The following is a 23,088-nucleotide window of genomic DNA, read 5'->3' on the forward strand; positions in this document are numbered from 1 at the left end:
GTTACTTAAAATAGAACTTTAGAAAAAAAAATGTCTGACATATTTAATTTAGCAGGTAAAACTGCACTGGTTACTGGCTGTAAAAGAGGAATAGGCAAAGCGATGGCTTTGGCTTTGGCCGAAGCAGGTGCCGATATTATCGGTGTTTCTGCAAGTCTCGAACTTCAGGGCAGTGCTATTGAAAAAGAAATTTTAGCGCTGGGTAGAAAATTCTATGCCTACCAGTGCGATTTTGGTAAACGAGAAAATACTTTAGCTTTTGCGGCTCAGGTAAAATCAGATCATCCTGTGATCGATATTTTGGTGAATAACGCAGGGACCATCCTGCGCCAGCCCATTGCGGAGCATTCAGACGAGTATTGGGATGAGGTTATTGCTGTAAACCAATCGGCACCATTTATTTTAACGCGCGAAATTGGTAGGGCAATGATTGCAAGGGGAAGCGGAAAGGTCATTTTCACGGCATCATTACTCTCCTTTCAGGGTGGTATTACCGTGCCTGGTTATGCAGCAAGTAAAGGCGCGATCGCATCTTTAACTAAAGCTTTCGCAAATGAGTGGGCGTCAAAAGGGGTAAATGTTAATGCGATTGCGCCCGGATATATCGCAACCGATAATACCTCTGCCTTACGTGAAGATCAGGACAGGAGTACCTCGATATTATCACGTATCCCTGCAGGAAGATGGGGAACACCAGAAGATTTTAAAGGGCCAACCATTTTCCTGGCTTCAGCAGCCAGCAATTATGTGCACGGAACGATTTTGACCGTTGATGGCGGTTGGATGGGAAGGTAGGTTAGTGATGAGTTTGGAGTGATGAGTTTGGAGTTTGGAGTTGGGAGTTGAGAGTCGATCACTCCAGGTTTTCGTATTAAAGAAGTCAAGTTTTTGAAAACTTGACTTCTTTTTGTTTAGCAAACTTGATGATGTGTGTAGGACGCCAAACACCCGGCTTTACACCTGAATTAATAAAGATTATAGATTTCCTTAATATCCTTCAGGATACTTTCGAAATCGATTTTAAGGTCGATTAATTTACCGGTGTGGATATCGAAAACCCATCCGTGAACGGTTATTCCACGTTCAGTAATGGCTTCCTGCACTGCTGCGGTTTTTAACAGGTTAACGCATTGTTCCTGAACATTCAATTCTACCAGCCTGTTGTAGCGTGCGCCTTCATCCTCAATGGCATTCAATTCCTCTTTGTGGATACGGTAAACATCGCGAATATTCCTTAACCATGGATTTAAGATACCCATATCAGCAGGTTGCATAGCAGCTTTAACACCTCCACAATTGTAATGACCGCAAACTACAATATGGTTTACCTTTAAGTGGCGCACAGCATAATTTAAAACCGTCATGACGTTTAAATCTACGTTGTTTACCAGGTTGGCTACATTCCGGTGCACAAAAGCCTGCCCAGGTTGTATCCCCATCAAATCTTCTGCCGTAACACGGCTATCTGAACATCCGATATACAGAAACTCCGGACTTTGTCCTTTAGATAATTCAGTAAAGTAGTTGGGATCAATTGACAGTTTTTCTGCGATCCATTTTTCGTTGTTCTTAAAAACGTCTGCTACATTCATACTTGTGCTTTAATAGCTTTATCGGATAAATTAATTATTTTATGTTGTTATTACACAGCAATAATATTAAAAAAGATCTATTAAGGCTTGCTGGTTCTGTTTCTGTAATTTTGCATACAGGCTATAATAAAACGCGCTCGCCGATTTCTTTTTAATAGATTTATTAACAAGTTTTATCCGGAAATGTTTACTGATTTGACAGGTATTTTATGGTGCCGAAATTACAGTCGACAGCATATTGAGTTTTTGTTGTCAGGCCTGATTATGTGAGCTTTTGGGTGGGAAATCGTCATCCCGATCGGATAGCTTTCGGATGGAATGAAATCGAGAGATTTATTTTTATGGGTTTCCCGAATTCGCTGTACTCCGCTCGAAATGACGACTAATTGTAGTATGCTGATATTTTAGCTTGCAACTGCTACCGAATTTTTGTTGATATGGTTAGGCAATTCTTCCAGTGTATATAAGTTAACCAACGATTCTCTCAGTACATCTTGAGCATTATACCACACGTTTTCTTGAGTAAAATGACAAATACCATTGGTTAATTCGGTGATAATTGCGCCAATTAATGTTGCAAAATGATTTTCGAATACATCTCCGGAGTGATATTTCAGAGAAAATACTTTATTGTAGTTTTGTAATTGGGCTTCAACTGTTGCGCTTAGTTTTACAGGTTTTGCAACTTTCCTTTTTTTCTTTTTAAATAAACCAATGATTTTCTGGACAATACTCTGTTTAATGATTTTTTCTTTAAAAAGCTTTTTCTTGTACTCTTTCAAATCAAACGATTTATGAGAAACACTAAAATTTAATTTTAAGCTATTTTCATTAAATATTGCCAGGGTAGGTTTGTCCCATTTAAAAACGATTGGTAAACTTCCGTTCGGATTCCGGAATGAAAAAGAGGAATGAATATCCAGAACGTTCTCATGTTCATTTAAACGTTTTAAAATTGTTGGGATAAGATCATCTGTTAATGAATTGGTGTAGATGTTAATATAAGCGCTCATGTTATTAAGATTGGTTGAATCAATGTAATGGCGTAGGCTGTTTGCACTATGCTTTATTTCAATGATAATTAAGGATATCATTTTATTGAAGTGTAGCTATGTATGATAGCTGTACTTCAATATATCGATTAACTCGGAAATCTTAAGGTGTATTGACAGTAGTTATTTTTCATTTGTATGTGGTTTGTTGTGTGTATTATTGTCCGAAAAAGGGCCGCTTCTTAAATTTCAAGTACTTAAACGGACCGAAACGGGAAAACGTTACAATTAACTTAAAAAAAATTATCTGTGAGCAATAATTATACCACAAATGCTGTTGGCTTTTTAATTTTCCAGTAGCTTTTTCATATTGGTTAGCTGCAGGGTATTTTGAAAGTCAGGTGTAACAGAACCTCCTTTAGCTATTATTTGTTTTAAGCTTCGGTTAAAGCTCCTTACAGAAATACCCAGATAGGCGGCCATGTCTTCTTTGGAGATGGAGATATGTTCATCAGCCTGCAACTTCAGTAATTTCAAAAGTGCAGATTCTAAGGTGTATAGCTGTTGAAAGGATGCGCGTGTACTGGTTTGGATAATCCTGGTAGATAATTCCTGTAATAAGATTGTAGTAAACTCGCTATTCTTATTAATTAATGAAAGGAAAAGCTGATGAGGGATAACATAGGCCGTAACGTCACTAATTGCAGCTACACTGCACAGGCAATTGATCTTTTTTAGCGCTTCCAGTTCTCCAACCACTTCGCCCTTGCCTAAAAATTCGATAATAAAATCTTTACCATTTTCCTCAGAAATAAAACATTTGCTGATTCCATCTTTAATGATGTAAATGTTGCTGATTTTTTCGCCCTGTTCGATAAATCTATATCCTGCTTTAAAGTTTTTGAGTGTAACCACCGCATCTTTATTTTCGGTGCAAAAGCGTTCAATAAAGGATAAGAATGTAAGATTGGTGCGTAGCATATTTATTTAGTCGAGACAAATGTCCTTTTTTAAAGGAAGTTGTTGCTTTACTTTTGTGATGCTAAAATAAGCATAACCATGAAAAATCAAATTACTGTAATTGCTTTTGACGCAGATGATACCCTTTGGGTAAATGAGCCTTATTTCAGGGAAACCGAAAACCAGTTTGCAGGACTTTTAGAAGATTTTATGCCGCATCATCAGGTCCTGGCAGAACTTTATAAAACAGAAATAGCCAATCTGCCACTTTATGGTTATGGAATTAAAGGTTTTGTATTAAGTATGATCGAAACTCTTTTGAGGATAACAGGAGGTAAAATAGATCCGATTGTGATCAACAGGGCAATAGAGCTGGGGCAGGAAATGCTCCAAAAACCGGTAGAACTGCTTGATGGCGTTGAAGAAGTATTGAAAGCCTTACACGGAAAATATAAACTGGTAGTGGCTACCAAAGGCGATTTATTGGATCAGCAACGAAAATTGACCAAATCAGGACTGGACCACTATTTTCACCATATCGAAATTATGAGTGATAAACAGGAAAGAGATTATCAAAAACTGATCAAACACCTGGATTGTAAGCCTGAAGCGTTTTTAATGTTGGGAAATTCCTTAAAATCGGATGTTTTACCTGTGCTGAATATTGGCGGACATGCCGTTCACATCCCTTTCCATACTACCTGGGCGCATGAGCATATTGATCATACCATTGAACATGCAAATTTTTACCAGATGGAAAGTCTGTCTGAAGTTTTATCAAAATTAATGGAATGAAAGAAAAAATAGATATTAATACCTGGATCAGAAAAGATCATTTTAAATTTTTCAATGCCTTTCAAGAGCCCTTCTTCGGTGTAACTGTGGAATTAGATTGTACTGTTACCTACCAAGAAGCAAAAGAAAAAAACGTTTCCTTTTTCCTGCTTTATCTGCACAAATCGCTGGTAGCCGCCAATCAGGTAGAATCTTTTAAGTTTCGCATTATTGATGGTGAAGTTTGGAAATACGACACGTTAAATGCTGCGGCCACGATTAACCGCCCGAATGGAACGTTTGGGTTTGGTTATCTGGATTTTTATGAGGATTTTGAAGATTTTAGAATGGCCGCCAATCAGGAAATTAAAAAAGTACAGGCCAGCACCGGTTTAATTCCGTCCGCATCAGGCGAAAACGTGATCCATTATTCGGCATTGCCATGGCTAAATTTTACGGCTTTATCACATGCCCGGAACTACGCTTTTCAGGATAGCTGCCCTAAAATATCTTTTGGTAAGCTAAGAGATGAAAATGAAAGAAAAATAATGTCCGTATCGATACATGTAAACCATGCTTTGATGGATGGGTTTAACGTTTCCCAATTTGTAGATGGCTATCAGGTGCTGTTAAATAACAAAGAAGTAACACATATGGCTACTCTAAACCTTTAGGAAACTAAACCTAAACGATAATTAATACCCAGTTAACATTAGGCGTTTATTTGTTTATCACTTCCATGATTGTTCCTTTTTATCTTTTGGCTTTTGTAGCCATGTTCCATAATGGATACTGCTTTCAAGGCTATGATGTTTTTTGTGATGTGAGTAACAGTCACATTTGTACTTTTTCTGTTCATCAATTATCCTTTGCAATCGGTTCCTGGGGTAGTCTGTTTGATGGCGATTTTGCTTTAAAATTTAAAGATTAATAAAATTTAAATTATCATTTGTATTCGAGAAAGTATTTGCTATTTTTGCTGCCCAAGCAGGAAGCTTGTTATTCAATATGTAATTGATTTACTATTGGATATTAAAACCGGGGGATTAGCTCATTTGGCTAGAGCGCTTGCCTGGCAGGCAAGAGGTGACCGGTTCGAATCCGGTATTCTCCACCAACCGTTAAAAAACCTTTCAGGAAACTGAAAGGTTTTTTTATTTATTCTCTCTATTGTCTAAATGAAAGCAGCTGGCATCGTTTTAAATCTTGATAAGTGATATCTTAAGATTCAGCTTAATTCAACTTTTTTAGCATCATACAGGCGCCACCACCTGGTGCAAGTTTTACACGAATTGTAGTGCCGGATGTAACCTTCATTTCTTTCGAGGTATAACCTTCTTTATGTGTACGATAATCAGAATCTTTACTGTCCTGAATAACAGTTGCATGGTAGTTGCCTTTGCCTAAGAAAGATAACGGAATTTCCAGATCGCGTGGTTCTTCGTTAGTGGCCGCACCAACCAGCCATGTTCCATCGGCTGATTGCCGGGCCATCGAAATATACTCTCCGATAATGCCCCTAATGGTTTTACTTTCCCGCCATGGCATCTTTTCTGAGGCGTAAAATTTCAGTATTTCCGGATGTTTTTTGTAATTCTCAGGAATATCCGGAATTACTGTAACACCCGAAAACATGATCAATGTCCGCGCTGCTTCACCAACCAAAGTAGAGGGTACAGGTGAAGGTTCGTCAATGCGGCCAGCCTGGGTTAGGTCTGCCAATCCATTGTTCATATCTATCGGGCCTGCGAGCATGTTAACAAATACTTCTGTTACAAATGTTTTAGGGGCAACTACGCGATGCGCATCCAGTTGAGCAGGACCATACTCGCGGGTTAGCGCATTTGGCCAGGTACGCATCTGTCCATATGGATGAACAGGACCATCATGAAAATCGCATAACAAACGGTATTTGGCACACAGTTCGGTAATGAGCTTGGTCCGGATATTTTTTTCTTCCGGATCGCCAATCATAAAACCATATTTTATCCCTGCTGCACCCCAGTCACTGTATTGTTTCAAAGTTTGCTCAATCGGATACTTACGACCGCCCACATCATTGATATATAGCCAGATACCAATACCTTTTGTTTTGGCGTAGGTTATGATTTCATGCACTTGTGCCACCTTGCCACCTTTAACCGGATCAGAGCCTTCTGCAAATTCTGGCCCGTACCAATCAGCATCCAGCATCAGGTAACGCATGCTGCTTTGCGCCGCGAAATCAACCATACGTTTCCATGACGGTAGCGACATTTTATACTCGAAATTATCTACTTTGGCGCCGTTAATTCGCCAATCCCATACGGCAACTCCGGGCTTTACCCATGAAAAGTCAGTATTTTTTGCTGGCGGTGGGTTTAATAGTTCTATCAAATGTGAGTCAACCAATTCGCCTGGCGTGCGTCCATACATTATAACCCGCCAGGCAGAATTAGACTTTGAAGCAATGGTAAAGTTTTTTGAACCTTTTTTAGATTCCAGTATAAGTGGCTCACCCTCCTCTAAATCAGCTTCATGCACGGCCATATAATCATGATCACCTGCCTTTACCGTCATCACTGGCAAACGCTTTCCATCCACATCGGTTAATTTTTCCGGACCGATATTATGAAGTTCTCCGTTGTAAAACCATGCGGTGTAATCTCCTTGAAAATTAAACCGGGTCAGATCTTTTGTTCTGAGACTTCCGGAAGGCAACAGGTATTTAATCGCAAAACCATTATTATACGCACGTGCAACGATTTTATAGGCTTTTAAATCAATGGTCATTTCATTGAATTGATCTGGCACGATGGTTCGTTTTCCCCAAACAGGTTTCCAAATAGTATTCACTGATCGACGGCTTGCCCGGATAAATCGGGTTTGGTTTAAACTATCCAGGCCTAATACTGATGGTCCGATCAATGCTTTTCCGTATGCTGTAAATGCATAGGTGACTTGTTTTAAGTCTGGAAAATTAAAAGAAATGAGGAGTTTGCCATTAGGTGATTTAAGTGTTTCGGCTTTGCGGGCTATTTGTGCAAAAGCAGCGTTTACAGTAAGTGTGAGAAACACAATTGCTAAGCAATTTAACTTTATATATTTAATTTTATTCATCATGCTAATAATCATCAGGGTTAATTTATGTCTCGGCGATTTGGTAAATATACCTGCCAAAGGGTATGCGATGCCAGCCAATGTCTATTTGAATTGAATGACTAAGGATATTCCTCATATTTAGTTAGTTGTCCGGTTAATCCTAATCATTTAAAATTGATCACACGGGATGAACGCTGATACAAAACTACTTTTTGCTGAGCTTAAAATTTTGCTGTAAAAAGACTTTTTTTTGCACAAATCCGATATGTCTGAATTATTAAAAAAAGGAAAATATTTACATTTAATCAGATAATGGCAATTTATTCAATCATCACTAAAAACGCATAAGCAGTAGATTTAGGCAAGCTTTTTTCTGCTATACAAGCGCACATCATCCAAGACAAGTTTAGTATTGGAACGTTGTAATGTTATATTACCGGCATGCTATATAAATTTTGAAAAGAGAAGAATATGAAAACCCATAGCATCGTAGCTAAGGTAACTCTATTTAATCCAATCCATATTTTATATAGTTTTAATACAATGTTAACCAAAAGAATCTGAAAACGTCAGATAAATCATACGATTATCTTGGTTTTTGTTACATTATAAAAAGGCGCTAATTAGCTGTTTCAAGGCACTTTGTTGATAAATGTCAAGGATTTATTTTTGTTAGGTAAACTTTAAGAAATAATTAAGAGTAATTTTGTTTTATGAACAACGCTCTTAAAATCATAGTGTTATCATTGTTAGTGACTAGCACTAAAGCCCAAATCGTTAAGCCATTGTCTACCGACGTGTTATCGGCTACCCGTGTAAATTTCAATAAAAATTTGCTGAAACTGGATTCGTTTGATATTGATCATCTGCCTCCTTCAGTTTATTTGTTTTCCAGAGAGGGTAAGCACGAAATAAACATTGGTGGTGTTACGGTCTTAACTGATGAAAAAGAGATTATTGGTATTAAAGACATGGAGCTATCGGAAGAGTCGTTGAAAAACATCAGCGACAGGTTAAAAGTTCTTGATAAACTTCAGAAAGCGTATAGCGAAGCAGCCAATGAAGAATATAGGTCTGGCAAAAGAAATAAGAATAATATCGTTTTATATGATCGCAGATTTTTTGCAATTCTCCGCGGAATGAGAGCGACCTTGAGAGATTTTAAAAAAATGTATGTTGCAAATCAGAATGATAAAACGAAAACGATCTCAGTTGCTGCAATGAGAAATCCCAATATCGACTGGAAGTTCTACAGTCAGTTGATAGAAGCTGAACACGAAAAGATACTAGCGCTAACCAAATAAAAATTTATTTTAATTAAACCAGCCATCTGTAGCGAAAGTTGTAGATGGTTTTTTCTTTATAAGAATCACAGATTGAAATAAACGGTTAAAATATAATTAAACAAAAAAGGGTTTGCATGTAGATGTTATTTTATATACATCAAACAAAGCCAGCATTTTATTATCTGATATCAAAAATGTACCTGCCGGCAGGCATATCAAGCCGGTTGTTAACTGCTTTTCCATTTAAATAAACTTTCTTTCCAGCTATTTCCGGAATGGTTATACTGGCACTTGAATTGGCTGGAATTTTTACCTCGTATTTAACACCCTTTGTATTTCTTTTCCACGAGGATAAAATGGTGCCGTACGGACTTTCGTGGGTCGCTGTAAAATGCGTTAAGCCCTCAACAAAGTGTGGTTGTAATAAAATATTTTTAAAACCAGGTTGTTGCTCATCAATTTTTATTCCACCTATACCTTTAAAAAACCATCCGCCAATTTCGCCAAACATCATATGGTTATCAGAAATATCCCTGGTAGCCTGCATATCCCAGTTTTCATGAAGTGTTGTTGCGCCATTGGCGATCCACCATCCCCAACCCGGATAAGTATCTTGTGCAGCCAGTTTGTAGGCTGTTTCCGCCTGTCCATTATCGCTCAAGGCATTCAAAATTGCTTTTGCACCCAAAACACCAACGTCGATATGCATACCATCTGCGGCAACACGTTTGGCCAGATTTTCGGCCAACTTCAAACGATATTGATCTTCCACAATATTCCATTGCAAAGCCATGCTCAATTCTGTCTGTACACCTGAACCATAGCTAACTGTCTCTGCACTGAAATACTTGTTGTTAATGGCTTTTTTAATTTTGCTGGCCAGGGCGCTATAAACCAGATAATCATTTTGCTTATTGAATAATTTAGCGGTTTTAGCTAAAATATCAGCGTCAACATAAAAGTAAACAGAAGAGGTATATTCTAAGTTTGATGTAGATTTAACAGGGACCCAATCTCCCCGGCCAAAAGTGGTTAAACCATCTTTACTGATGCTGTTTACATAATCAACATACTGTTTGATGTGGGTATAATTATCGGCCAAGGCTTTTGTATCGCCGTAAAACCTATAAATATTCCACGGAATAATGGCAATTGTACTGGTCCAGTCGGTTCCATTAGCTGTACCGTAACCCCAGCCACCGGTAGGGATAATATCTGGCAAAACGCCATTTGCCTGTTGTTCATCGCGATGATCGCCTAACCATTTCTCGTAAACAGTTAAAGCATCAAAATTATACAAGCCGGTTTCTACCGCAAAATGTCCATCTCCGGTCCAGCCATTTTTTTCTCTTTGAGGACAATCAGTTGGGAGGCCAAATAGATTCGATAAATAAGAATTATTTGTTGCCCACCAGATTTTATCAATCAGTGGATTTGAAGAAGCTATTTTTCCGATAGCGGGTACATCGCTATGCATAAAATAGGCTACCAAACTCTTTTCTTCTAATCTGATCGGTTCATTTGATGTAACTTCTATATATTGAAACCCTTTATAATTAAACAAGGGCATAAATTCTTCTCTGCCATCTCCATTTAGTATAAAAATATCGGTTTGAAAAGGGTCGGTATTATCTTTCGGGCGATAGTAAACGTCAATATTGGATAAATCTGCCCGGCCGCTGGCAGATAAGCGTTCTGCATGTTTTATTTTAAGCACAGTTCCTTTTTTTCCTGAAACTGTTATTTTACTTACACCGGCAATGTTCCTTCCCAAATCGTACAGGTAAAGGGTATCATTAAATTTACGCATGCTTTTTGCTTTTATTTCCTCCACATTACGGATAGGGTGCATGGTTTGGGCAGCAGTATTTTTTGATGGTGCTGCCCTTAGGTTTATTTCATGCCACTTTGCATCATCAAATTCAATTTTATTCCATCCTTTTTGCTCCAATCTGGCGTCATAATGTTCTGCAGTGTAAATATTATTAGAAATGATTGGCCCAAAACTGGTTTTCCAGGTACTTCCAGAACTTATGGTCTCGGTTGTACCATCCGTATAGGTAATTCTTAAATCTAAACAAAATGCGGGTCTGGCTCTCCAGGGCGCTTTATCAAAATTCCAAACGGCCATCGCCTGGTGGTTATACCAACCATTTCCCAAAATAACGCCAATAGCGTTTTTACCTTGGCGGATGCTGGCCGTTACATCGTAGGTAACATATAGATTTCTTCTGTCGAAACGCGTGTACATGGGGTCTAAACGGTGATTGCCAACCTTTTTACCGTTCAAATAGAGCTCATATAAACCTGCTGCTGCAATATATGCCCGTGCAGATTTTATCTGCCTTGCAGATTCAAAAACATTTCTAAAATAGGGCGCCTGGCGGGTATTGATATCCTTTCCATCGCTAATCCAGTCTCCTTTCCAATTTTCAGCGCCCATCATACCCGTTTCAAAACTCGAAATTCCAGATGCAATTAACTTATTGTCCTGATCCAAAACATCGACCTTCCAGAAGTATTTGGTAAAGGGCATTAATGCCCTGCCTTTGTAGGTAACCAAACTGTTGCCTGAATTTACCTGATCCGTATCCCACTGTATGTTGATTTTATGCTTAAGCTGTAAAGAATCTGTACCAACAATAATTCGGTAAGCCTTTTGTAAGGCACCTTTACGGTCATCATCCATCATCCAAGACAATCGGGGGCTGGGGTTATCAATGCCAATCGGATTAATCAGATGTTCGCACTTTAACCTGATAATTCCAGTTGCGTTTACCGATTGAGCGCCTGAAAAAAGCAGTATGAAAAGTAAAATGTGGTTTAATAAATTGGATGTGGTTACGTACATATTGAATATTAAAAATAAAGCATAGCAGGGAAACAAAATGTTCGCTGTTTACCGGAGCCAATTATAATTACAATTAGTGATTCAACTATCCTTTATGGTTTGCTGATATTTTTTACTTACCAATATCGGTAATTATAGTTCAAACCAAGGTCTGTTTAAGGTTTTGCTCCGTGTAAAATTTTGATTATTAAGTCTGAGATGGTGCTGCTTTTATAAGTAGACCAACTAAAATTAAACCATTTATTGGCTTATTTTAACCGGTTCTTTCCCTAAGTTGTTGAAGGCTGTTTTAACATTTAGATTTGAGAATGAATGCAATTAAAATATCGTTATATCGGGGTTTATTCATTTTATTATCGGCTGCACTATTTTGTGGCACAGTGCAAGGGCAGGGCAGGACAGAGTACCTGCTTGAAAAAAACTGGAAGTTTAGCAAGGGTGATTTTCCTGAATCTAAAAATCCTGCTTTTGATGACAGCAAATGGGAGACGGTACGTATACCGCATGATTGGGCGATAAAAGGTCCATTTGATGGGAATAATGATAGCCAAAATGTGCAAATTGTACAAAATGGCGAGCAAACAGCATCATTAAAAACAGGAAGAACAGGCGGTTTGCCTTTTGTCGGCAAAGCCTGGTACCGCAATACTTTTGTTGCACCTGCTTTTGCAAAAGGTAAAAAAGCAGTGATATTAATTGATGGCGCCATGAGCTATCCCAAAGTGTTTTTAAATGGAGAGGCTGTTGGGCATTGGGCGTACGGCTACAATTCTTTTTCAATGGATGTAACCGACAAAATGAAAGTCGGCAAAAATACACTCGCCATCAGTCTTGAAAATTTACCGGAAGCCTCACGCTGGTATCCAGGCGCTGGTTTGTACCGGAATGTACATGTCATTATTACGGATGAGGTAAATATCCCGGTTTGGGGCACTTATATCACCACGCCGGTAATCAACAAAGATTTTGCACGGGTGAAGATAAGAACGCAGGTTAATTCGCTTAGTGGAAACTATACTGCTTTGAGCCTGCAAACCACCATCATAAATGCAAAAGGCGAAACGGTAGCTTCCGCAACCAAAAATTTAACTGAAAGTGATCTGAATGAGTTTGAGCAGGATTTAGTGGTTAGAAAACCTGAATTGTGGTCGCCGGAAACACCTAATTTATATTCAGCAGTAACAAAACTATATGCCGGAAACAGTTTAAAAGATGAATATACCACTACTTTTGGCATTCGCTCTATCAAATACGAAGCAGATAAAGGGTTTTCGCTAAATGGTGTTTACCGCAAGTTCAAGGGGGTTTGCAACCACCACGATCTGGGGCCGCTTGGGGCCGCCATCACTGTTGCGGCCTTGCGCAGGCAACTTGTATTGTTGAAAGATATGGGTTGCGATGCCATCAGAACCTCGCATAATATGCCAGCGCCAGAACTGGTAAAGTTATGCGATGAAATGGGATTTATGCTCATGGTCGAATCTTTTGATGAATGGAAAGCACCTAAGGTTTCAAACGGATACAGTCACCTTTTTGATGAGTGGGCTGAAAAAGATATCGTAAATATGATCCATGCGAATAGAAACAATCCTTCTGTGGTGATGTGGAGTATCGGAAACGAAGTGCCTGATCAATCGACCAAAGAAGGGGGCAAGATTCTAAAGTTTTTACAGGATATATGCCACCGTGAAGATCCAACCAGGCCGGTAACCGCGGGCATGGACCGGATCAAAGATGCGCTAGACAATAACTTTGCCTCGGTGTTGGATATCCCGGGCTTTAATTATAAGCCATTTTGGTATGGAGAAGCGTATAAACGCTTGCCACAAGGCATGATTTTAGGCTCTGAAACGGCCTCTACCGTTAGCTCCAGAGGAGTATATAAATTCCCTGTTGTACCGCAGAAAATGAAAATGTACGATGACAATCAAAGTTCATCATATGATCTGGAATATTGTAACTGGTCGCAGATTCCGGATGATGAATTTATGATGCAGGATTCATTGCAATACGTAATCGGTGAATTTGTTTGGACAGGTTTTGATTATCTGGGCGAACCTACGCCTTATGATGAAAAATGGCCTTCGCACAGTTCTTATTTTGGGATTATTGATCTGGCAGGTATCCCTAAAGATCGTTTTTACCTTTACAGGAGCAAATGGAATCCTGAAAAAACGACGCTGCATATTGTGCCACACTGGACTTTTCCCGGACGTGAAGGGCAGGTTACACCTGTGTTTGTGTATACCAATTATCCGTCAGCAGAATTGTTTATTAACAACAAAAGCCAGGGCAGGCAAAGCAAAAATAAAGCGACCAGTACCAGCAGGTACCGCTTAATGTGGAATACTGTAAAATACGAACCTGGAGAAATAAAGGTAGTTGCTTATGATGAGAATAGTAAGCCTGTTGCTGAACAAAGCGTTAAAACTGCAGGTAAACCACACCATATTGTTTTAGCGTCAGATCGTAATACTTTAACAGCAGATGGAAAGGATCTTGCCTACATTACGGCAAGTGTGGTAGATGCCAATGGTACCCTATGCCCTGATGCAGATAATAGCTTAGCTTTTAAAGTTACCGGAAACGGAACATATAAAGTTGTGGCCAATGGCGATCCGACCAGTTTGGAATTGTTTCACCTGCCAAAAATGAAGGCCTTTAAAGGTAAACTGGTGATTACCGTTCAATCAACAGAGCAAGCTGGAAAATTAAAGCTGAGTGTTTCTGGTAAAGGTTTAAAAACTGCACAGCTCCCGATTGAGACCAGATAAGAACTAAACTTAGAGATGTTGGTAAGCATACATCAACGGCTTAACGCTTAATCGGCGACCAAAAAGATTGACCATAATAATCAGCTACAAGCATTACCTTTGTAAAGTGATGAAAAAAAATAGAGGTCCTGGCTAATTGCCGGGACTTTTAGGTTAAACCCCATAAGTATTAAAAAAATTAATCATCAACTTTCTCGTACTTTGCAGCCAAAACGTTTTTAGCCATATCTTTTTTTGTCATTAAAATGAGGAGAAAAAAACGTTTTGCGAAATTTTTAGGGCACATTTAGCAAAAAATGACAGATTTTAGAAAATCATGTTATCTACCACTCTTGCAATTAGTTATGTTAAAGAGTATTGGAAACCATTGTTTTATCATCAGATTTTTTTATCGGAATACAGTAGGTCAGAGTTGCAAATCCCTGTTAGGCCAGGAAAACTTAATTTTTAAGGAATATTAAACACAGTACCAACTTCAGCATGGTTTTCGATTCCTATTTTACCACCTGAATTATTAACAATCGTATGAACAAGATATAATCCTACACCAGAACCCTCTACGCCGTTTAATTTTTGGAAAATAATAGCTTTGGCTTCGTCTGCAAGTCAGATTCTGTTTTCTGATACCTTCCAATTAATGATTGAATTCAGGTAATAATATCTAGTGCAATACCGCGTAAGGGAGAAATTTCTAACAAAGGTTAAAAATTTCTCCCCGCCTGTATGAGCAGGCCTGTCCGCAAAGGCGGGCATCGCGGTAAAAAAGACAATGCTCAGCGGCTATTTCTATATTAACGATACAGCTCGCTGTTCCTTACTGGATAAGTTTGGTATCCAGGGCAGAATATAAGGTATCGATAACTGTTGGGACAGGCAAATACATTGTTTTGTAACTAAAGGTTGTGTTTGGTTTGTAGTTTGGTAATGTTAAAGAACTTTCACCAATTGCTGAAAATACTGTTGTCCGTTTTTCGGCTGTAGTGGTATACGTAATCCATGTTCCTTTTGCGCCTGTTGATGTATCAAAAGTATCCCAATCGATCTTTGCACTGCCATTATCCAGCAGTTCGGCATTGAGAATAGGGCGGTTGAAGAGATTGCTTTCATATTTTGGCCCATATACAATCCCTGTCGCAGTTACAATTAGGGAAGCGTTACCACTGGCATCAAAAGTTTGCACGTTAAAATTCTTCACCCCTTCATCTACACTAAAAATTTTCTCAATAGCTTCAGGTCTTCCGGTTTTTGCTATGCCAAAAATCAAGGAGTCTTTTTTGTCATTCCAGGTGATTTTAATCTTTTCAATTTTAGCATCGGCTGACAGCAGGCCTTTTAGCTGAACGCGAAGTCTTCCGGGCAGTATTTTTAAAGAATCAACCTTGCCACTATAAATTGTTTCTCCATCGGCGTTATATTTTTTAAAATCATCCCATTTGGAGCAGGAAACCATAGCAAGCATTAGGATGGCTATGGTTGTGAACATTATTAATTTTCTTTTTTCCATTTTATCATATTTTTATTCCCTTTTTACATTCTGCACATGTTCTGAACATCAGGGGCCTTTGTTGTTGATTTTTATCTCGTATCACCATATACGGTCAACTCGTCAATATTCAAACCTGTACCGCCTACCCAATTCTCAAGACAACGTACACGGAGATATCTTACTTTTGGTGCCGAAAGGTCACACGGTAAATCAAAGCCTGCTTCAGCAGTTCGTGTATCGAGGTCATTTTCAACACCATAAGGCAAGCCTGATGGCTTCGTAATGGTGTAAGAACCTAAAAGAGTCCAACTTCTGTCCAATGCACCATTTGGGTTGGGATTATCTGAGCCGTAAATTTCAAAACGGCGCATGGCTTGCAGGTAGTAATACCTTGTTGGATTAACCTCGGCATAAGGACGCATCCAGATCCGGCTCAGTTTTGCCGATATGCCCAAACTAAACGTTACCGTATGTGGCCCGTTACCACCGGCTATCTGTTGTGTAAAACAGGCTTCCCACCCATATCTGCCATCCCAGGCTTTACTTACCGCTCCCCACATCGGTGGATCACCGGGAAGCCTATATTCCTGAAATTTAGATTTTTGTAGCTGTACTTCGAAGATTGGTTTAATGTCTTGATAAATCGTATCAGTTTTATTTCCCCATCTGTCCTGAACAAAAAAGCCAAAACGATGAACATTAGTGTCTAAACCCCTTACTTTAGAAAAGATACTATCTATATTGGTGAAAACACTTTTATCATAATCTGCAACAAGTTCGTTGTACATGTTTTTACCGATCACCATGATATTTACATCGCCTTTGGAGGGGTTAGATGCAGTTAGATTGTAACCGCCGAAAGCATTTTGCACTTTTAAACTTTTAAAAGTTTGCCAGATTGGTGCAATTAACGGTTTTACCTTTACGATGATGGGTGCTGATAATATGCCTGAACGGCTAACGGAATACACTTTTACTTCATGTTCATCCGTATCGGCAAAGCCCATAACCTCAAGTGAGTTGTTATAATAGGACGTTTGCGCTTCATATTGCTTGCCGGACGACAAATTATATATGGCTTTTACAATCAGCAACCTGGGATCTTTAGGTACGGTATAAGTAATTATCGCTTTTCCATTTTGGTTAACTACGCTTACATTACTCACCTGAGCAGGAGGTGTTGGGTCATTGTTGACCGGTTCGTTGGTATTTAGCTCTTCTCCTTTTTTACATGAAGCTAAAAGGATGATGGAACAAGCTATTATCGCGAGGATTTTTAGTTTACTTTTCATATAAAATATATTTACCTGTTCATTTTTTATATTACCAGCCTGGATTCTCCACCAGGTTGGTGTTCCTTCGGGTATCATAGTTACCAATCGGCCAGAAATAATCTCTCGGAGCGATAAAACGCTGACTGAAGATAAAACGTTCCTGATAATACGTTGCATCGGTTTTGCCGATTATATTCCAGCCGGTAATGTCTTTTTGAAGTTCTTCTGATGCTTCTTTCCAGCGACGCAGATCCCAGAAACGTTGTCCTTCGAACATCATCTCAATCGCGCGTTCCCTGTGAATGATGGCGCGAAGGCCTTCTTTAGTAGTATATTTTCTGGGATTATTTGAATATGCCGTCCAGGATTCCACAATACCTTTAAGTCCGGCACGTGTTCTTATCCTGTCCAGATATTGTATGGCCAGGGTTGAACCGCCATTGACTTCATTTTCGGCTTCAGCATAAAGTAAATAAAGGTCTGCCATCCTAACTTCCGGCCAGGGATATTGACGCCAGGCAACCGAATTGTTGTTGGTTGTAGATTCCCAGTTCACCAGTTTTTTGATAAAATAACCGGTTTCGCTCCAATTCCTGAAATCGTTACCGAAGCCTGCTTTGTCTCCATTTTTAGCTTTTACATAAAAGTTATCCTCATCACTGCCTCTGCTGTTACCGTCTTTCATGTACCATATGGATCCGTCAAATCCCAGATCCGCATAGAAACGTGGTTCCCTGTCGAAATTAAGACGGGCAGTTACAAAGCCATTTTTAATGTAAAAACGTTCTTTGTCTGTGGCAGTTCTCAACTGACTATATTTGCTAAAATCTAAGGTTTTGTCTTCTTCTATTGGTACTCCATTTGATGTGTAAAATAGTTTTACGATCTTGATTGGCGGTGCCCAGACACCTGCACCAGGTCCTCTGCCGTTTACGCCATTATCTTCTGTGGGAGGCATGCATAACCATTCGTTGATAAAATAAGATTGCGCATTTCCCCAGATACATTCTACACCGTATTTTTTGGTAATGGCATTGCGTATGCTCAGTTGTGTTCTCGTGGTATCACTTAGCCCCAGTCCATCATTGGTATAATTGTAAAGCCCAAAGCCATTACTGGTGGCGGCATCAATAGCTGCTTTCACCGCATCGCGTGCTATAATCCATTTCTGTGGATCATTGCTTGGATTAAATAAACTATTGCCCTCTTTGTCTCTGAAGTTTGCAAAGTCGCTGTTGCCATTAAATAACGGACTCGCGGCCATGATCAATAGTTTTGCTTTCATTGCCAATGCAATAGGCCTGGTAACCCTTCCCATTTGCGTGTTTTCATCCTGTATACGATCTGGCAGTAACTTTGCCGCCTCATCAAACCAGTTGGATATGGTACTTACGCATTCATCTATAGGTTTGCGCTTCACGTAAGCTCCGGCAAGGTCAGCATCTACAGGCACATTGGTGTTGATGAGCGGTATAGGCCCATACATGCGCAACATGTAATAATGATAAAAGGCTTTGAGGAAAAGTGCTTCCCCAATCCAACGGGAACGTTCGGCAGGCGTAATGTCTGGCACTTTGGTTTGGTCTGCCATGTTCTCCAGAAAAACATTGCAATTTCTTATTCCTCCCCATATGGGCTTTGTTGTTACATTCTGGCCTTTGTTGGCGCCTGTCCAGTCATTAAAATAAGGATCTGCCTTATTTTGTTGTCCTTCTGCAATTCTAAAAGCAGCGTGCCAATGTGCCTGGTCATCCTGAGGGTACCAGATTTCATCTGCAGCCGTCATGCCCGGATTATACCAGCCGTCGCCGTTTTTAGGCAGATAGGAATAAAGTGTAAATAAATATTTCTCTGCTTCTAATCTCAATTTAAAAGCATTATCAATAGTAGAAACGTTATCAGGTACTACATCAAGGTACTTCTTGCATGATGTAATGGCAATTATAATGCTCATGAGCATCGTAGCCCGGTAGATTATACCGATATGCCTATTTTGGTTTAATGGTTTTTTCATTTTATACATATGAAAGTGTCTTGTTGTTAAAGGTTGAATTGTGCGCCAATGCTGTAGACCGACTGAACCGGATAGCCTAGTCCGTTGCCACCCATTTCCACATCCCACATTTTAAATTTGCTGAAGACGAACAGGTTGGTTGCAGAAAAATATATTCTTGTACTTCTTAACCTCAGTGCCTTTATTTCAGGTATATTGTATCCCAGATCAACACTTTTCAAGCGTAGAAAATTACCGTTGCGCATCCACCATGTTGAAGGTCTGTTGTTGGAATAAATCCGATTGGTACTTAGCCTTGGCCAGAAAGCATACATATTCTGCTTATCTTCAGACCAATGGTTATCTGCTATAGCCTGCAGTAGATTGTTTTGGAAACCCCCGTTCATGAAAAATGGCTGCGTATTGTCAGGATTGATAAAAAATGAGGACCTGGCAGAACCCTGAAAAAAGAAACTCAGATCGAAGCGCTTGAATCCGCTGGATACCCCAAACCCATAGATGATTTCAGGCTGTAGCGGATAGCCAATAGGCACCATGTCATCGTCGTTGATAATCCCATCTTTATTCACATCCTTATATTTTATATCTCCTCCACGAAGTGTATTGTCTCCATATTGAAGCGGGGAATTGGCTACCTCTTTCTCATCTGCAAACAATCTTTCCGCTATTAGACCCCAGCTTTGCGAAAGCGAGTGGTTAACCCTTGATAAGTAAGCGATATCAGGCGTATACTGGATTTCATCACTTACTTTTAATTTACTGGTCGCATACGTAAAGTTTCCACGTACGTTTACCCAGGCACCGCTACTAAAAGACCGTTGGTAGGCCAGTGTGAAATCTACTCCCTGGGTTTCAGCTTTTCCAAAGTTGGCGAAAGGTGTGGCCTCGAAGCCGGCGGCTGATTCTACGCTGGATTTTGGTTGCAATATTTGTGAACGAAACTGTTTGTACACTTCCACGGTAAGGTTGAGATCTTTAAATGCGGTTAAATCCATGCCAATATTTAAGGATCTGCTTACCTCCCAGGTAATGTTGTTATTGGCATATCTGGAAATGGAAACACCAGGACGGCTATAAAATGGAATTCCGTCTCCGGTTCCGAATGATGCACCATAGCCGCCATCATTTAGATTAACATTAGACAGGTAGAAAAAACGGTCGCCGATGTTACCGATCTGATCATTTCCGACTAATCCGTAGGTGGCCCTGAACTTAAGCTGATCGATCACACTTCTTAACGGTTTGAAAAACTTTTCGTTAGAAATGCGGTAACCAATACCTGCGGAAGGAAAAAATCCAAACCGGTTATTCTGTGCAAAACGTTCTGAACCGTTATAACCGAAGTTAAACTCTGCCAGATACCGATCATCAAAGCCATAAGAGAAACGGCCAGAAACACCCTGGTTTCGCTGCGGTAAAGATGCAGTCAGATCATTGGCGTCGGCTGATTCATAGTTTGACATAAACGATATTAAAGAGCCACTTACCGCATGTTTTTTAAAGGTATGATTGTACGTTAGCGCGCCTTCAAGCCAAAAACGCGAATCGAGCTTTTTACCGGTCTGCTGAAAGCCAAGATACTCTGTACCCGGCGTTCCGGCAGTTACGCCGGTTCCACTGTTCAATACATTTAAACTATAATCAAGCGTTGCCGGGTCTACAATGGCTTCATAGTAAAAGGGATTGTAACTCCGGTCTGCCGAATAGAATGAAGCTCTTCTTAAATAAGCCATCGTCCGGAAATTTAACCCTGGAATGATGGCATTTAAGTTTTGCTGAAGCTCAAGCTGTGGCTGTATATTGGATGTTTTGTATACGGTATAGCCCTTCACCATCTCCGCATAAGGATTTACGTAAAGCGTTGAGGTTGGACTGCCTGCCTCTACAATACGGCCCGAGCCAAATAAGGGGTGATCGGCATAAGGTAGCTTTGATTTGGGATAAACGGCAGGGAACATTACCGGATTGGCCCAAAGTACATTGTTAAATGATAATTGACCTCCGCCAATTGGCCCGTTATAGTCATCAAATTGACCATACATACGAATATTAAATTGTGTGGTGCTGGTGAGGTTAAGGCTGATGTTGGAACGGATAGAATAGTTTGCCAGCTTGATATTGCTGTTAAAGTTATTGATAGGATCTACCTTTAAAACTCCGTTATCCTGGTTGTAAGTACCCGAGATATAATACTTATTACGCGCATTACCCCCGGTGATATTTAGGTTGTAACTTTGGTTTAGCGTTCTCTTTTTGATCATCTGGCCCATCCAGTCGTTATTTGGGTAGAGGTAAGGGTCGTCTCCAGCAATGGTATGATTAATTTTACTTTCACTATAAGTAGGTTTGGCCAATGGCGATCGGGTGAGCAATGCCTCGTTAGCTAAGCGCATATAAGTGATATTGTCTGCCAACTTGAAATTTTCTGTATTGCTCGACATGCGGTTTTCGGCGCGGAAAAAAAACTGCGTTGCACCTTCTTTACCCATTTTGGTGTTCACCAGCACAACCCCGTTTGCTCCCCTGGCGCCATATACTGCTGCCGCTGCGGCATCTTTCAGTACGGAAAAGTCTGAAATGTCATCAGGCTGCAGGCGGGCAAGATCGGTAGTGGATGATTCAACCCCATCAATTAAAATCAAAGGATCTTGTTTACCTGAACCAAATGTGGAAAGGCCACGTATAAAAAATGCAGAGTTATCTGTACCTAAACCGGGTTCACCGCTTCGCTGGAAAGAAATCATCCCAGGTATTCTACCGGCCAGGGTATTGGTAAGGTTTCCGGTTGGCCCTTTTAATTCTTTTACGTTTACTGTTGTAATTGAACTGATGGCACTTGCCTTTTTTTGCGAACCGCCAAAACCGGTTATCACGACCTGGTTCAGCGTATTTTCACTTGATTTTAGCATCACATTAACCACGGGACGACCGTTGATGGGAACTTCCTGCTTTTCGAAACCAGTATAAGTGAAAACGAGAATACCATCTGAAGGTACTTTTATGGAGTATTTTCCTTCGGCATTTGTAGAAACTGTTTTCTTGGAGTTTTTTAATTGTACGGTTACGCCAACAATTGTTGTGGTATCAGAACTGACCTTTCCGGTAACAACAATCTCGTTGTTTTGCGCAAAGCTGATGCAGGGTACAATCAGTAGAAACAGTAAAAGGATTTTGGGAATAATTTTTTTTTGTAAAGTTTGGTTATTCATATAGTTCTATTTGGAGTTAATAATTAATGATCGGAATCATTTAGGACTAAGGATATTTTACTAATGTCTTTTCGTGCATAGGCTTTTATTGTTTATAATTGGTTTATAGAATTCAAACCGATATCTCGAGATAACTGATTTGTTTGGTTAGCAATGGTTAAATTTTTAATCTGGTTCTAAGGCTGGTATGCACAAATATTTTATCTATACAGTATACCGCCTTTTGATACAACAATAGGTTATTACATTTCCTGTTGTTGATATCTGCTAATAAAAGGATTCAGTTAAGTTTGGTTGATGGATCATTTTATAAGCCCTAATCTAACACGAGATGGCGTTTGTCTAGGGAATAAATTGGTCAGATTAGCGGGGGTAAATCACCAATTTTCGCTTCTGTACCTATTTAAAGCGGTTTTTATTGCTATTGTTATGATTAACTAGATTTTCAGCACTGATTTCAGGTTTTTCTGGTATTTAAAGCTGCCCAAAGGGTATTAAATTGTCATCGCGAATACAGCTGTAATTGGATGCGGTTTAAAGCATGCTGATCCATAAACGACATCTGAATTGGATCATTTTTTAAGATGTAAGTGTTTTGTTTTTATTGTTTATGAAAACTGGAGATAGAACCGTTGCTAAACCATCTTCTGAACAGATTCGTTATTTGAAGGTAGTCTGGTTGTTAAACGGCTTTTATGGTAAGGTTGCTAACAGAAAGATTTTCTTATCATGCGAGTAGAAGTGAGGATATTTCCTGCGTACCGACAGAAAACCATATGTTTTCAGCTCTGATGA

General features: G+C 39.6%; 14 protein-coding genes and 1 tRNA gene. 6 read left to right on the forward strand and 9 right to left on the reverse strand.

The genetic code is table 11. The features are described 5' to 3' along the window. Positions 1-30: 30 nt before the first annotated feature. Positions 31-795 (forward strand): SDR family NAD(P)-dependent oxidoreductase, encoded by a 765-nt coding sequence (locus tag ACK1I8_RS01040; protein ID WP_412467516.1) that lies wholly within the window; start codon positions 31-33, stop codon positions 793-795. Positions 796-965: 170 nt separating this feature from the next. Here ACK1I8_RS01040 and ACK1I8_RS01045 read toward each other — a convergent pair whose 3' ends face one another. The 3 genes from ACK1I8_RS01045 to ACK1I8_RS01055 form a co-directional block, all read right to left on the reverse strand. Next, positions 966-1,592, reverse strand: coding sequence for a carbonic anhydrase (locus tag ACK1I8_RS01045; RefSeq protein ID WP_412467517.1), 627 nt, complete (start codon positions 1,590-1,592; stop codon positions 966-968). A gap of 404 nt (positions 1,593-1,996) precedes the next feature. Continuing rightward, entirely contained in the window at positions 1,997-2,605 is a 609-nt protein-coding gene (locus ACK1I8_RS01050; RefSeq protein WP_412467518.1) for a hypothetical protein, read from the reverse strand. Between the two features lie 324 nt (positions 2,606-2,929). Next, a complete protein-coding gene (locus tag ACK1I8_RS01055) occupies positions 2,930-3,565 on the reverse strand; it encodes a Crp/Fnr family transcriptional regulator (protein ID WP_412467519.1) in 636 nt (211 codons plus the stop codon). 78 nt (positions 3,566-3,643) lie between these two features. Here ACK1I8_RS01055 and ACK1I8_RS01060 point away from each other — a divergent pair, with 78 nt between their 5' ends. From ACK1I8_RS01060 to ACK1I8_RS01070, 3 genes are all read left to right on the forward strand, one after another. Next, positions 3,644-4,339, forward strand: coding sequence for an HAD family hydrolase (locus tag ACK1I8_RS01060; RefSeq protein WP_412467520.1), 696 nt, complete (start codon positions 3,644-3,646; stop codon positions 4,337-4,339). Then, positions 4,336-4,992, forward strand: a complete 657-nt coding sequence (locus ACK1I8_RS01065; RefSeq protein ID WP_412467521.1) for a CatA-like O-acetyltransferase — start codon at positions 4,336-4,338, stop codon at positions 4,990-4,992. Before ACK1I8_RS01060 ends, ACK1I8_RS01065 begins: the two co-directional genes overlap by 4 nt. 366 nt (positions 4,993-5,358) lie before the next feature. Beyond that, positions 5,359-5,435, forward strand: a tRNA-Ala gene (locus ACK1I8_RS01070). 116 nt (positions 5,436-5,551) lie between these two features. Here the strand turns inward: ACK1I8_RS01070 and ACK1I8_RS01075 are convergent. After that, entirely contained in the window at positions 5,552-7,420 is a 1,869-nt protein-coding gene (locus ACK1I8_RS01075) for a glycoside hydrolase family 97 catalytic domain-containing protein (protein ID WP_412467522.1), read from the reverse strand. Between the two features lie 692 nt (positions 7,421-8,112). Between ACK1I8_RS01075 and ACK1I8_RS01080 the strand changes: the two genes are divergently transcribed. Beyond that, complete coding sequence (locus ACK1I8_RS01080; protein ID WP_412467523.1) at positions 8,113-8,703, forward strand: hypothetical protein; 591 nt, start codon at positions 8,113-8,115, stop codon at positions 8,701-8,703. 160 nt (positions 8,704-8,863) lie between these two features. Here ACK1I8_RS01080 and ACK1I8_RS01085 read toward each other — a convergent pair whose 3' ends face one another. After that, positions 8,864-11,536, reverse strand: coding sequence for a family 78 glycoside hydrolase catalytic domain (locus ACK1I8_RS01085; protein ID WP_412467524.1), 2,673 nt, complete (start codon positions 11,534-11,536; stop codon positions 8,864-8,866). Positions 11,537-11,844: 308 nt separating this feature from the next. Here ACK1I8_RS01085 and galB point away from each other — a divergent pair, with 308 nt between their 5' ends. Then, entirely contained in the window at positions 11,845-14,310 is a 2,466-nt protein-coding gene (galB, locus tag ACK1I8_RS01090; RefSeq protein WP_412467525.1) for a beta-galactosidase GalB, read from the forward strand. Positions 14,311-15,124: 814 nt separating this feature from the next. On the opposite strand, the gene ACK1I8_RS01095 is transcribed toward galB, so the two are convergent. From ACK1I8_RS01095 to ACK1I8_RS01110, 4 genes are all read right to left on the reverse strand, one after another. Further along, complete coding sequence (locus tag ACK1I8_RS01095; protein ID WP_412467526.1) at positions 15,125-15,814, reverse strand: DUF4998 domain-containing protein; 690 nt, start codon at positions 15,812-15,814, stop codon at positions 15,125-15,127. A 71-nt stretch (positions 15,815-15,885) separates the two neighbouring features. Beyond that, a complete protein-coding gene (locus ACK1I8_RS01100) occupies positions 15,886-17,088 on the reverse strand; it encodes a DUF4959 domain-containing protein (protein ID WP_412467527.1) in 1,203 nt (400 codons plus the stop codon). A gap of 31 nt (positions 17,089-17,119) precedes the next feature. After that, a complete protein-coding gene (locus tag ACK1I8_RS01105; RefSeq protein ID WP_412467528.1) occupies positions 17,120-19,084 on the reverse strand; it encodes a RagB/SusD family nutrient uptake outer membrane protein in 1,965 nt (654 codons plus the stop codon). A 26-nt stretch (positions 19,085-19,110) separates the two neighbouring features. Next, positions 19,111-22,293, reverse strand: a complete 3,183-nt coding sequence (locus ACK1I8_RS01110) for a SusC/RagA family TonB-linked outer membrane protein (protein ID WP_412467529.1) — start codon at positions 22,291-22,293, stop codon at positions 19,111-19,113. Positions 22,294-23,088 lie beyond the last annotated feature (795 nt).

This window comes from Pedobacter sp. KLB.chiD (genome assembly GCF_047040275.1).
Taxonomy (GTDB): Bacteria; Bacteroidota; Bacteroidia; order Sphingobacteriales; family Sphingobacteriaceae; genus Pedobacter.